A 12,981-nucleotide genomic window follows, 5' to 3' on the forward strand; every position below is an offset into this window, starting at 1 on the left:
AAGGGGAACTTGGCGCGGCTTTTGCCCCTAAACCGGGCTCAGACCTGGCGCCGTTTTTCAAAGAAATCTTTCAGCAACATAGCGGCCTCGGACCTGCCAATCCCGTCATAGACTTCGGGGGCATGGTGGCATTGTGCATGGCTGAACACCCGCGCGCCCAGCTCCACGCCGCCGCTTTTGGGATCAGACGCGCCATAGTACAGTCGCCGGATACGTGCCGCCGAGATCGCCGTGGCACACATCGCACAAGGTTCCAGCGTCACGTAAAGATCATGTTCCGACAGCCGCTCGCTGCCCAACTCGGCGCAGTGCTCGCGAATGACCAGTATCTCCGCATGGGCCGTCGGGTCGCTCAACGCGCGCGTCCGGTTGCCCGCCCGTGCCACGATCTGCCCCTCGGGGGACACCAGCACCGCGCCAACCGGCACCTCGCCCCTATCGGCCGCCTTGCGCGCCTCGGCTAAAGCTGCCTGCATGAACCCGTTGAATTCCATGTCCCCTCCCATAGACCCTTCCGCCGCGCGGGCCAATCCGCTATTGCGGCGGTCATGACAGGTAAAACACCCCAAGACACTCCCGCAGGCGACCGCATCGCCAAAGTCATCGCCCGCGCCGGTGTCGCCTCGCGCCGCGAGGCCGAGCGCATGATCGAAGCCGGTCGTGTCACCGTCAACGGCGAACAGATCACCCGCGCCGCGTTGAATGTCACACCGAAGGACAAGATCACCGTCGACGGCAAGCCGCTCGATGCCCCGGAACCCCCGCGCCTGTGGCTCTATCACAAGCCCACCGGGCTGGTGACCACCACCCGCGACGAACAGGGCCGCGCAACGATCTATGACGACCTGCCCGAGGAGTTGCCCCGGGTCATGTCCGTTGGCCGGCTCGACCTCAATTCCGAGGGTCTGCTATTGCTGACCAACGACGGCGGCATCAAGCGCCGCCTTGAGCTGCCGTCGACCGGCTGGCTGCGCCGTTACCGCGTGCGCGTCAACGGCCGCCCGCAGGACAAGGATTTCGATCCGCTGCGCGAGGGGCTCAACATCGAGGGCGAACGGTTCCAGCCAATGACAGTGACGCTGGACCGCCAGCAGGGCGCCAACGCCTGGGTCACGGTGGCGATCCGCGAGGGCAAAAACCGCGAGATCCGCCGCGCGATGGAAGATATAGGCCTCAAGGTGAACCGCCTGATCCGCACCTCCTATGGCCCGTTCCAGCTGGGGCAGTTGAAGCCGGGCGAGGTTCAGGAAATCCGCGGTCGCGTTCTGCGCGATCAACTTGGTCTTGATGGTGACGATCCCAAGGACAAACCCAAACCCCGTGGAAAACCACAACGGAGAAGAAAGCGTTAGAACCGGCCGCATCCGCGGGGACACAGAATGATTTTTGACTGATACTTCGGGCGAGAGAAAGACGTGCGATTACCAGACCGAGGGGTGGTGATCCAACATCGGTTCGAAGCAATTTATCCCCGCGAAATCCGTACAACCTGTCCATGAAGCCCTGCCCTCTCGAACTCACCAGCCCTGCGGGCGGTCTGGTGATCGCACGGCGGCGCTAAGCGCCTTGATTCCGTGCGGCGCCTGCAGGGCCTAACCCGTCCCGGACCATACCCACTTGACCCGGCAATATAGCGACGGCTGAAACGCAACCCGCCGGCCTCCTATACTCGGAAAATTGGCGAAAACGCCTCGACTTTCCCCCACAGGGTGTCTTTCCCTGCATATCCCACCTGCGCTACACCCGTGCGAAATCAATTTCGTAACAAGGGACCGCGACATGTTTGCCGAACTTCTCACCGTCGAAAACCTGGGCAACCTGCTGATGCTATGCTTCCTGCAGGCCGTTCTGGGCTTCGACAACCTGCTTTACATTTCGATTGAATCACAACGCGCACCGGTGGCGCATCAGCGTTCCGTGCGCTTCTGGGGCATCATCATCGCCGTGGTACTGCGGGTCGTTCTGCTGTTTGCAATGGTCAACCTGATCGACGCCCTGGCCGAACCGTTCTACGTCTTCGATTGGGAAGGCGTGATTACCGGCGGCGTAAACTTTGCCACCGTGGTCTTCATCTTCGGCGGCATCTTCATCATCTACACCGCGGTCAAGGAAATCGCCCACATGCTGACCATCGACCACCTCGAAACGGACGTGCAGCACAAGTCAGGCAAATCCGCGACCCAAGTGGTCATGCTTATCGTGATGATGAACCTGATCTTCTCGTTTGACTCGGTGCTCTCGGCCATCGCGATTACCGATGTCTTCCCTGTTCTCGCCCTAGCGATCCTTCTGTCTGGCGCCGCCATGCTGCTCTTGGCCGATGGCGTTACGGCCTTCCTTGAAAAGAACCGGATGTACGAGGTTCTCGGCCTTTTCATCCTGCTGATCGTCGGTGTCGTGCTTCTGGGCGAGGCCGGTCAGGCCGCCGCCCACGCCACCCATGACAAGACGATGGCGCTGCATTTCTTCGGCTACGAAGTGATCCCGATGTCCAAGACCACCTTCTACTTCTCGGTCATCGTGCTCTTTGCCGTGGAAATCCTGCAATCGGGCTACTCGCGCAAACTCAACGCCGAGCGTCACGCCCACCATTGACCTGCTAACCTGTGTAGGCCGGGCTTCAGCCCGGCTTACATGCCTTTGCAATGATGCGAGCTGGCTTCACACCACGTCGTCATCGGCCGTGCGCACGGTGGAATACACGACCGTGCTCAGCACGATCATTCCACCAATCGCGGCAAAGGCCAGCCGGTAACGATCCTGCAAATCCCAACCCATCACCTCGGCCCAATCAAGGATCATCCCGAACCCCACTTGCATCACCGGGATCATCGCCACCGCAAACAACGTCAGCAACGTCGATCCCCGCCCCAGCATATGATCAGGCACCAGCCGCCGCATATGCGCTCCCAGCGGCACATAGAAATGCTGAAAGAACACCATCGCCAACAATAGCGCCACGGTCACGACTACGCCGGGACGTTCCAACAACGCCAGCACCAGCAGGCTCGCCGCCGAAAGCCCCGCCGACACAAGGATCACCCGCTTACGCGATTTGGCCCTCCGGTCCAGCATGCCAAAGGAGACACCCCCGGCAATCGTCGCCACGAACAACAGCAGAAGAACCGCCCCGGCCCCCTCGGGCGACATCCCCGCCACCTGCTGCAAATATGGACCACCCCACAGCCCGGTGATCGTGGTAATCGGCGCAAATGTCACAACCCCCAGCGCCAGTACCTTCAGAAACTCTTTCTGCCTCAGCAGTGACAGGTACCCTCCAACTTCTTCCTCGGCATCGCCTTCGGGTTTCGGCACATGCGGCACGGCGCGAAAAATCAACACTGCCAGCACCGCCGTCAGTGCGGCCACCGTGCCAAACACCACCGGCCACGCCACCCTCTCCAGCGCAAGTGCCAATGGATAGGTCCCCATTAAGCCGCCAACCCCGCCCAGTGTCACAACCAGACCGCTGAAATAGCCAAAATCGCGCGGGGCAAAGTTGCGGGCAATAATCACGTGGGTGGCCGCCCCCATCGACGCCAACCCGATTCCGATCAGCACCCGCGACACAACTGCCGCGCCAAACCCGCCCGCCAGGGCAAATACCACCGTGCCGACCGAAACAATCGCCATGCACAGCGCCAAAAGCCGCCGTGGCCCGCTGCGATCCAGCAACGCTCCGAACGGCAGCTGCGCCACGATCGTCGCCAGGAACATCGCCGAGACCAGCCCGCCGATGGTGGCCGCGGGCAGCGCGAAACGCTGCATCAGAATCGGCGTGAACACCGACCCGGACGCGCGGTGAAACTGTCCCAGCGCGAAAATCGCGACACAGACCGCCAGCACCACCACCTGTTGTCGTGAAATTCGACCCGTTACACTCATTCGCCCGTTGTGGCAGCCCCCCCGACCCGCGGCAAGCCCCCGCCGATATTGAGTAATCTGCTGCATCCGCGCCAATCTTCCCCCTAGCGCCCGGCAGGGCCATACCCTAAGTTGTTCAGGTAACCACTGGGACACTGGGGTAAATGTCTGGAACCGGTCTGCAAAAACTGGCCTTCGTGCTGCTTGTTATTTTGATTTTCTATGTCTCCTTTGCGGGGGGTACATGATGGCTCAGCGTTACGGCGGGAAACACAGCCCGACAGGCGACACCAACACCGATCACGGCAGCTTTCGCGGTGCCTCGCGCACCCGCGCCGGGGGGCGGGTCAATTTCCTCTTTCTCGCGCCCTTGCCGCTGATCTGGAAGGCCTTCACGTCTGAACCCGTGGTTATGGCGCAATACCTTATCGCGCTTGGCCTTCTCATGCTGGCCGCGTGGCTCACACGCGACGGCGAAATCGCGCACGAGGCCTATGACGCTCGCAAGGTTGCCCGCCGCCCCGCCATCCCGCGCAAGATCCTCGGCTCGCTCGTGACCGGCGCCGGTCTGGCGCTGGCGGGATACGCCGGGTTCGGATTACTGGAAGCGATCATCTTTGCCATCCTTGGCATCGTCCTGCATTTCCTCTCTTTCGGCCCCGACCCGATGACCAACAAGGGCATGGAGGGCGTCGACGAATTCCAGACCGATCGCGTCGCCCGCATGGTCGATCAGGCAGAGGAGCACCTCGCCGCCATGTCCGACGCCGTAAAACGCGCCGGTGATCGCCAGGTCGAGGGCCGCGTCGAACGCTTTCAGACCAAGGCGCGCGAACTTCTGCGCACGGTCGAAGAGGACCCGCGTGACCTGACTGCGGCGCGCAAATACATGGGGGTCTACTTGCAGGGCGCCCGCGACGCGACCATCAAGTTCGCCGATGTCTATGCGCGCAGCCAGGATCGCGGCGCGCGGTCCGATTACATGATGCTGCTCACCGATCTGGAAGAAAGCTTCAATTCGAAAACTCAATCGCTTCTGCTCGACAATCAATCCGACATGAATGTCGAGATCGAAGTTCTGCGTGACCGCCTCGCCCGCGAGGGTGTCCGGCTCAACTCATAAACAGTAAGGGGATATCCCATGTCGACAACCATTCAACAACAGGCCCAAGACGCGCTGGCGCTGGTCGAAGAAGTCAATGCCGTGATCCTGCCCGAACCCGCTGCGGCCGAAGACGTGGTATCACTCAAGGATGCCAACAAGACCGTGTCCAAGGAAATCGAAGCCCGCATGGACGAGCTCGACATGTCGGATACCGGCTCAATCGTGAATTTCGGCTCCGCCGCCCAGGCCGAGCTGCAGGAAATCAGCCAGGCCATGCTCAATGACGTGCGCAACAAGGATGTCGGCCCCGCTGGAGACTCGCTGCGCTCGATCGTGACCGCCATTCGTGGTTTCTCGGTCAGCGAACTGGACGTGCGCCGCAAGCGCACCTGGTGGGAGCGCCTCCTGGGTCGCGCCGCCCCCTTCGCCAAGTTCACCGCCCGCTTTGAAACGGTGCAGGGCCAGATTGACAAGGTCACCGACAACCTTCTGCATCACGAGCACAAGCTGCTCAAAGATATCAAGTCGCTTGACCTGCTCTACGAGAAAACCCTGACCTTCTATGACGAACTGGCGCTCTACATCGCCGCTGGCACGGAAAAGCTGCGTGTTCTTGATGAAGATATCATCCCCGCCAAGGAAGCCGAGGTTCAGGCCGCCCCCGAAAACGATCAGGTTATGAAGGCGCAGGAACTGCGCGACCTGCGCGCTGCGCGTGACGATCTGGAACGCCGGGTGCATGATCTGAAACTGACCCGTCAGGTCACCATGCAGTCGCTGCCCTCGATCCGCCTGGTTCAGGAAAACGACAAGTCGCTGGTCACCAAGATCAACTCGACGCTGGTCAACACCGTGCCGCTCTGGGAAACCCAACTGGCGCAGGCCGTGACCATCCAGCGCTCGGCAGAGGCCGCCGTTGCCGTGCGTGATGCCAATGACCTGACCAACGAGCTTCTGACCGCCAACGCCAAGAACCTGCGCGAGACCAACAAGATCGTGCGCGAGGAAATGGAACGCGGCGTGTTTGACATCGAGGCCGTGAAACAGGCAAACGCCGACCTGATCGGCACCATCGAAGAGTCGCTTCAGATCGCCGACGAGGGCAAGGCCCGTCGTGCAGCCGCCGAGGAAGAGCTCAAGAAGATGGAGTCCGAACTGCGCGACACACTGGCCGCTGCCAAAGCCAAGAAAACCGGACTCGGCGATACCGCCGGCACGTCGGTCCCTGCCGAGGGCTGATCCGCGCATGAAACTTGGGGCAAGACTGGTCAGATCTCTCGCCGCCCTTCTGGGCGCGGGGATGCTCACGGCCTGCCTTGCCCCGGCACCCACATTGAAACCGCAATCCCGACCTGCCGGGCTTGTCCCCAAACCGGTCGCGGCACCCAAGACCCCCTCCAAGGAACGGCTGGCGCTTGAAAGTCATTTCGCCAGGATCCAAGCAGATCACCTGGCGCGTGGTCTGATGCGCGTCGATGGTGGTGGCCCCGATACCCGGTTCACCGCGGCTGATCTTCTGACCAACTTTTCGCGGATCGCCTTTGTCGATGAATACCGCCTTGGCCCGACCAATGCCAATGACACCGGCTACAACCGGCTGCGCCGCTGGACCAAACCGATCCGGATGTCCGTCACCTTTGGCAAGTCGATCTCGGACGAGCAACGCCAGACCGACAGCGCCGACATCGCCGATTATGCCGCACGCCTGTCGCGCTTGACCGGCCACCCGATGTCCAAGGCGCGAGGTGGCTCGGCGAACTACCACGTCATGGTGATGAGCCTTGATGATCGTGACGAATTGCAGTCTCATATCCGCCGCATCGTGCCGAATGCCTCGCGCGCCACGCTGTCGCTCTTTCGCAACTTGCCGCGGTCGACCCATTGTCTCGTCTGGGCTCAGCCGAGCGCCGACAACGCCGCCATCTATGACAGCGCCATCATCCTGATCCGTGCCGAACACCCGCATCTGGGCCGCAAATCCTGCATTCACGAGGAAATGGCCCAGGGTCTCGGCCTGATCAAGGACAGCCCCAAGGCCCGCCCGTCGATCTTCAACGACGACGAGGAATTTGCCTATCTCACCACCCACGACGAAATGCTCCTGAAAATGCTCTACGACCCCCGGCTCCAGCCGGGAATGAGTTTTGATCAGGCCCGCCCGATTGCCATGACGATTGCAGCCGAACTGACCGGCAACATGTACTGACAGGCCGTTTCCGACGGCACCGAATTCAAAAGACCCAAGGAGAACTGCACATGGGTATCCTCGATTTCCTCACCGGCGAATTCATCGATGTCATCCACTGGACCGATGACACCCGCGACACCATGGTCTGGCGGTTCGAACGCGAAGACCACGAAATCAAATACGGCGCCAAGCTGACCGTGCGCGAAGGCCAGTCGGCGGTATTCGTCCACGAAGGCCAGCTGGCCGATGTCTTCACCCCCGGTCTCTACATGCTCGAGACCAACAACATGCCGATCATGACGACGCTGCAGCACTGGGATCACGGGTTTGAAAGCCCGTTCAAATCCGAGGTCTATTTCGTCAACACCACCCGGTTCAACGATCTGAAATGGGGCACCAAGAACCCGATCATCGCCCGCGATCCGGAATTCGGCCCGGTGCGCCTGCGTGCCTATGGCACCTATTCGATCCGGGTCGGCGATCCGGCAAAGTTCCTCGTCGAAATCGTCGGCACCGATGGCGAATTCACCATGGACGAGATCAGCTTCCAGATCCGCAACATCATCGTGCAGGAATTCTCGCGTACCATTTCCCGCTCGGGAATCCCGGTTCTGGACATGGCCGCCAACACCCGTGAACTGGGTCAGCTGATTGCGCGCGACATCGCTCCCACACTGGCGGAATATGGCCTCGAAATGCCCGAGCTCTATATCGAGAACATCTCGCTGCCCGAAGCGGTGGAAAAGGTGATGGACAAGCGCACCTCGATGGGCGTGATCGGTGATCTCAGCAACTACATGCAATTCCAGGCCGCCGAGGCGCTGGGTCGTGATGGCGCCGGTGCCGCCGCAATGCAAACCGGCATGGGTGCCGGGATCGGCATGCAGATGGGCGCCCAGATGGGGCCATGGGGCGCCCGCCCGGCGGCAGCGCAACCGACGACAGCCCCTGCCGCCATGGCACCGCCACCGCCACCTCCGGCTGAAAAGGTCTGGCACCTCGCCGAAAACGGCGAGACCAAGGGTCCCTACTCCAAGGCCGCGATGGGCCGCATGGTCGGCAGCGGAGAGCTGTCCCGCGACACCCATGTCTGGACCCCGGGTCAGGACGGGTGGAAAAAGGCCGGTGACGTGGCCGAACTCGCCCAACTCTTCACCGTTATGCCTCCGCCACCGCCCGGGACCTGATCCGGCATGGCAACGATCGGCGATCTGATGCGAACCACCCGGTTCGTGCAGTGGGGGCTTCGGGGCGACCCGGTGCTCTGGGAGCGGATGCGCGATGCGCTGATGCAAACCCCGCTGCCCCCCTCCGCCGACGCGCTGCGCCAGATCCTGCATGCGACCTTTCAGGGCATCACCGGGCACCCGCTTGCCCGGTCTGACGCCCCGTTGCCGGTCGAAAGCCTTCTCAAAGACAATGGCGGCATGTCCAACGGGCTTGTCTCCCCGATGTTCTGGATCGACACCGCCTTCCCGACCATCGAGCAAAGATACACCGAGGAAAGGTCAAAGACGTGACCCTGACCGAGCAATTGGACGCGTTCGCACCGGATGACGAACACCGCTTCCCCTGCACCCAATGCGGCGCCGATTTCCGCTTTGCCCCGGGCGAAGGCAAACTGATCTGCGACCATTGCGGTGCCGAAGAACTGATCGAAGGCGACGGCTACAAGACCCACCCGATCAAGGAACTGGATTTCCGCGCCGCCATCGACGCCGAACTGCCCGAACAGGAGATCGAGGAAACCCGCGTGTTGCAGTGCCCCAACTGCGCCGCACAGGTCGAGTTCGACGAGAAAGACCACGCCGCCGAATGCCCGTTTTGCGCCACGCCCGTGGTGACCGACACCGGCACGCATCGCCATATCAAACCCCGTGGCGTGTTACCCTTCAGCCTCGATGAACGCAGCGCCCGCAAGGCGATGACCGATTGGCTCGGCCGGCTCTGGTTCGCCCCGAACGGGTTACAGGACTATGCCCGCAAGGGTCGTAAGATGCAGGGTATCTACGTACCCTACTGGACCTTCGATGCCGACACCAAGTCTCGATATGACGGCGAACGCGGCACGATCTACTATGAAACCCGCACCGTGACACGCGATGGCAAACATGTGCAGGAGCGGGTGCAGAAAATCCGCTGGAAGCGCGTCTCGGGCCGGGTGGCCCGCTGGTTCGACGACGTCCTCGTGCTGGCTTCGCGCAGCTTGCCCAAACGCTACACCGACGCGCTCGAACCCTGGGATCTTGCCGCTCTGGAACCCTACCGCCCCGAATACCTGGCAGGCTTCCGGGCTGAGGGCTACACCATCGAGCTGGAAGAGGGCTATGGCGAGGCCCGCCAACACATGGCGCGGGTGATCGAGCGGGACGTGAAATTCGACATCGGCGGCGACCGCCAACGCATCCACGACATCGACACCGCGGTCAGCGACGTCACTTTCAAACATGTTCTGCTGCCGGTCTGGCTTGCCGCCTACAAGTACCGGGGCAAGACCTATCGCTTCGTCGTCAACGGTCGCACCGGGCGGGTCCAGGGCGAACGCCCGTGGTCGGCGTGGAAAATCACCATCGCCGTGATCCTGGGCCTGATCGTTGCAGCAGGCGTTGGTTATCTGATCGCAATCAACCAGTAACGGACCACGCCTTCTGTTTCTTCCTCTTGCTTCAAATATCCCGGGGGGTCTGGGGGGCTGGCCCCCCAGTCGGTCGGATTGCAAATGCAATTCGATAACCAGGATCAGGCTGCGCCGCGTGACAATCTCCGATCTTGGACTGGCGCCGATCTTGGACTGGCCGCATGGGCCTGCCGAGGCTAGGTTGTCGAAAATCCAGGGAACCGATCTAACATGACCGCACACGACACGCTCCATGACATCCTCACATCCCGTTATTCCTGTCGCGCCTTCAAACCCGACCCGGTCCCGCGCGACGTGATCGAGCGGATCATATCCACCGCCGGCCGCGTGCCCTCATGGTGCAACGCCCAGCCCTGGCAGATAACCGTGACCTCCGGCAGCGAAACCAACCGCTTTCGCGAGGCGCTCTATACCCATGCCTCGACCAACAGCGCCGGCCCCGACCTCGACTGGCCCAAGCAATACACCGGCCGCTACAAGGACCGCCGCCGCACCTGTGGCTGGCAACTTTACGAGGCCGTCGGCATTGAAAAAGGCGACCGCCCTGCCAGCGCGGCCCAGATGATGGAAAACTTCCGCCTCTTCGGCGCACCCCACGTGGCGATCATCACCTCCGAGGCCGACCTCGGCCCTTATGGCGTGATGGATTGCGGCGGCTTCCTGACTGGCTTCTGTCTTGCCGCGCAATCGCTTGGCGTCTCAACCATTCCCCAGGCCGCCGTCGCCAGCCATGGCCGCTTCGTGCATGACTTCTTCGACATTCCCGACACCCGGCTGGTGCTGGCGGCGATTTCCTTTGGTTACGAGGACGCCGACCACCCTGCCAACGCTTTCCGTACTGAACGCGCACCGCTTGACGAACTGGTTTTCTGGCGCGACTGACGCGGTGGCTTATCGGGCACACCATTCACTTGATAAACTGAATAATCTGACAAAAGATTTCTGACCCGGCCTGACCGTAACTTCGCCCGCCTTTCTCTCGCAAAACAACGAATGCGCACCCAGATTGGCGAAAAATCCAAACCGCTCGAGGTTCTACGTGGAATCACGGCCATCATGGTCGTGTTCTATCTGAACCTCGTGCCTGTAGATATGCTGTCACCGGTGAATCCGGAAAACATCTACTATCGAACGGAACCTGCCTGGGGGCTTAACGCGGTGATCATTCTCGCGACTGTCGCGTTGGCCGCACAGGCACACAAGGGACTTGAAGAGCCATTCAGACTCCTCGCCAAACGCGTAGCTCGAAAACTCGGCGAACCGGCGCCGCAGGTGAAGCCACGCATAATCCAGCGCCACCCCGGAAGACGGCCTTTTCGCATCCGCCTTCCGGAGCAAGCACGACCACATCCCCAAGCCTCAGCCGCGCTTAATCTTGACCTTTGTCGCCTCGGGTTCTTCCGGCGCCTTCTTGGAAACGGCGATGGTCAGAACCCCGTCCTTCAACTCGGCTTCCACGCGATCGCCGTCGGCATCTTGGGGCAGGCGGAACGAACGTGAAAACGCACCGTACTGGCGTTCCGAGAAGAACCAGGTTTCACCTTTTTCCTCTTGGCTCGACGATTTCTCGCCCTTCACGCTAACCACGCCGCCGCTTACCGAAATATCAATGTCCTTTTCCTCGACACCCGGCAACTCCATCGAGATGCGATAGGCATCTTCGTCGGCGCTGGCATCTGATGCCGGGGCCAACCAATCGGCCACCCGACTGCCAAAGCCGCGGAATGGCTCGTAAAGCGAGGGCCACAGGCCCGCTGTGTGGGATTTTTCTACCATGACAGGCACTCCTTTCCTTGTTTTACAACGCGCATTATACCGCCCTCCGGGGGTCACCGCTTTGACCCTGACCAAATCGAAAGGACCCCGGCCCATGCGCGCCCTTCTGCAACGTGTTTCCCAGGCCGACGTGCGCGTCGGCGACGCCATGATCGGCGAATGTGGCCCCGGCCTTTTGATCCTGATCTGCGCCATGCAGGGCGATAGCGAAGCCGAAGCCGATCAGCTCGCTGCCAAAATTTCCAAGTTGCGCATCTTCACTGACGATGCGGGCAAGATGAACAAATCGGTCATCGATATCGCCGGCTCTGCACTGGTCGTGTCGCAATTCACCCTCGCCGCCGACACCTCTCGCGGCAACCGCCCCGGCTTCTCCTACGCCGCGCCCCCGGCCGAAGGTGAACGGCTTTACGAATACTTCGCGTCAGCGCTGAATAAACTGGGTATCCCGGTTCAGACCGGTCAGTTCGGCGCCAACATGCAGGTCAGCCTGACCAATGATGGCCCGGTCACGATCTGGCTCGACACGGCTAGCTAGCACTTTGAAATTGGCCTGACCGGACCCCACGCCATTGGACCTTTCGCCCGGTCCAGAACGGGTCTAGCGTCGCCTCAAGACAAGCTTTGGGAATCACCTCATGCAAGACACCGGCAAACTTCGCCTCGGCGTGAACATCGACCACGTCGCTACTGTCCGCAACGCCCGCGGCAGCGCCTATCCCGATCCCCTGCGCGCCGCCCTTCTGGCCGAAGCAGCGGGCGCTGACGGCATCACCGCCCATCTGCGTGAAGACCGCCGCCACATTGGCGACGTCGATATCGAGGCCTTGATGGACGGCCTGACTACACCGCTCAATTTCGAAATGGCGGCAACCGACGAAATGCAAGCCATCGCTCTGCGTCACAAACCCCATGCTGTCTGCATCGTCCCGGAAAAACGCGAGGAACGCACCACCGAAGGCGGGCTGGACGTGGCAGGCGACGACAATCGACTGGCCGGGTTTATCGCCCCCCTGCGCGACGCCGGTTGCCGCGTGTCGCTCTTTATCGGCCACGAAGAGGCACAAATCCGGGCCTCTGCGCGCATCGGCGCTGCGGTTGTCGAACTGCACACCGGTGCCTATTGCGATTATCACTATGCCGGCGAATTCGACAAACGCGACACCGAGCTTGAAGCCCTGCGCGAAGGCGCCGCGCTGGCCCATTCCCTCGGACTCGAGGTTCACGCCGGTCACGGTCTGACCTACGAAACCGTCAAACCCATCGCGGCTTTCCCCGAGGTGATGGAACTCAATATCGGCCACTTCCTGATTGCCGAGGCGATTTTCCTCGGTCTCGAACCGGCTATCGCCGAAATGCGCCGCTTGATGGACGGGGCCCGCCCGGACTAACGTCACCCCATCATTTTGT

14 protein-coding genes are annotated in these 12,981 nt (G+C 61.4%); 11 read left to right on the forward strand and 3 right to left on the reverse strand.

Translation table 11 applies throughout. The annotated features are described in order from the left end of the window. Nucleotides 1–38 precede the first annotated feature (38 nt). Nucleotides 39–494, reverse strand: a complete 456-nt coding sequence (locus tag RXV86_RS08590; RefSeq protein WP_316299090.1) for a nucleoside deaminase — start codon at nt 492–494, stop codon at nt 39–41. Between the two features lie 54 nt (nt 495–548). Here RXV86_RS08590 and RXV86_RS08595 point away from each other — a divergent pair, with 54 nt between their 5' ends. Next, nucleotides 549–1,352 carry a pseudouridine synthase gene (locus RXV86_RS08595; RefSeq protein WP_316299091.1) on the forward strand — a complete coding sequence of 268 codons (804 nt, stop codon included), beginning with the start codon at nt 549–551 and terminating at the stop codon, nt 1,350–1,352. Between the two features lie 427 nt (nt 1,353–1,779). After that, nucleotides 1,780–2,595 (forward strand): tellurium resistance protein TerC, encoded by an 816-nt coding sequence (locus RXV86_RS08600; RefSeq protein ID WP_316299092.1) that lies wholly within the window; start codon nt 1,780–1,782, stop codon nt 2,593–2,595. Nucleotides 2,596–2,661: 66 nt separating this feature from the next. On the opposite strand, the gene RXV86_RS08605 is transcribed toward RXV86_RS08600, so the two are convergent. After that, entirely contained in the window at nt 2,662–3,885 is a 1,224-nt protein-coding gene (locus RXV86_RS08605; RefSeq protein ID WP_316299093.1) for an MFS transporter, read from the reverse strand. A 226-nt stretch (nt 3,886–4,111) separates the two neighbouring features. Between RXV86_RS08605 and RXV86_RS08610 the strand changes: the two genes are divergently transcribed. The 7 genes from RXV86_RS08610 (at nt 4,112) to RXV86_RS08640 (ending at nt 10,677) form a co-directional block, all read left to right on the forward strand. Continuing rightward, the gene (locus RXV86_RS08610) at nt 4,112–4,987 is read left to right on the forward strand and encodes a 5-bromo-4-chloroindolyl phosphate hydrolysis family protein (RefSeq protein ID WP_316299094.1); all 876 of its coding nucleotides are present in this window, start codon (nt 4,112–4,114) and stop codon (nt 4,985–4,987) included. An 18-nt stretch (nt 4,988–5,005) separates the two neighbouring features. Continuing rightward, nucleotides 5,006–6,208 carry a toxic anion resistance protein gene (locus tag RXV86_RS08615; RefSeq protein ID WP_316299095.1) on the forward strand — a complete coding sequence of 401 codons (1,203 nt, stop codon included), beginning with the start codon at nt 5,006–5,008 and terminating at the stop codon, nt 6,206–6,208. Nucleotides 6,209–6,215: 7 nt separating this feature from the next. Further along, a complete protein-coding gene (locus RXV86_RS08620) occupies nt 6,216–7,175 on the forward strand; it encodes a DUF2927 domain-containing protein (protein WP_316299096.1) in 960 nt (319 codons plus the stop codon). Between the two features lie 50 nt (nt 7,176–7,225). After that, complete coding sequence (locus tag RXV86_RS08625; RefSeq protein ID WP_316299097.1) at nt 7,226–8,344, forward strand: SPFH domain-containing protein; 1,119 nt, start codon at nt 7,226–7,228, stop codon at nt 8,342–8,344. A gap of 6 nt (nt 8,345–8,350) precedes the next feature. Then, nucleotides 8,351–8,677, forward strand: coding sequence for a hypothetical protein (locus tag RXV86_RS08630; RefSeq protein WP_316299098.1), 327 nt, complete (start codon nt 8,351–8,353; stop codon nt 8,675–8,677). Beyond that, nucleotides 8,674–9,792, forward strand: a complete 1,119-nt coding sequence (locus RXV86_RS08635; RefSeq protein WP_316299099.1) for a TFIIB-type zinc finger domain-containing protein — start codon at nt 8,674–8,676, stop codon at nt 9,790–9,792. The genes RXV86_RS08630 and RXV86_RS08635 overlap by 4 nt, the downstream gene beginning before the upstream one ends. A 213-nt stretch (nt 9,793–10,005) precedes the next feature. Beyond that, entirely contained in the window at nt 10,006–10,677 is a 672-nt protein-coding gene (locus RXV86_RS08640) for a nitroreductase (protein WP_316299100.1), read from the forward strand. 477 nt (nt 10,678–11,154) lie between these two features. Here RXV86_RS08640 and RXV86_RS08645 read toward each other — a convergent pair whose 3' ends face one another. Continuing rightward, the gene (locus RXV86_RS08645; RefSeq protein WP_316299101.1) at nt 11,155–11,571 is read right to left on the reverse strand and encodes an Hsp20/alpha crystallin family protein; all 417 of its coding nucleotides are present in this window, start codon (nt 11,569–11,571) and stop codon (nt 11,155–11,157) included. 94 nt (nt 11,572–11,665) lie between these two features. On the opposite strand from RXV86_RS08645, the gene dtd reads away from it, so the two are divergent. Further along, complete coding sequence (gene dtd, locus RXV86_RS08650; protein ID WP_316299102.1) at nt 11,666–12,109, forward strand: D-aminoacyl-tRNA deacylase; 444 nt, start codon at nt 11,666–11,668, stop codon at nt 12,107–12,109. A gap of 100 nt (nt 12,110–12,209) precedes the next feature. Then, a complete protein-coding gene (locus tag RXV86_RS08655) occupies nt 12,210–12,962 on the forward strand; it encodes a pyridoxine 5'-phosphate synthase (protein ID WP_316299103.1) in 753 nt (250 codons plus the stop codon). The last annotated feature ends 19 nt before the right edge of the window (nt 12,963–12,981 follow it).

The organism is Aliisedimentitalea sp. MJ-SS2, from assembly GCF_032586155.1.
Classification (GTDB): domain Bacteria; phylum Pseudomonadota; class Alphaproteobacteria; order Rhodobacterales; family Rhodobacteraceae; genus JAWHTC01.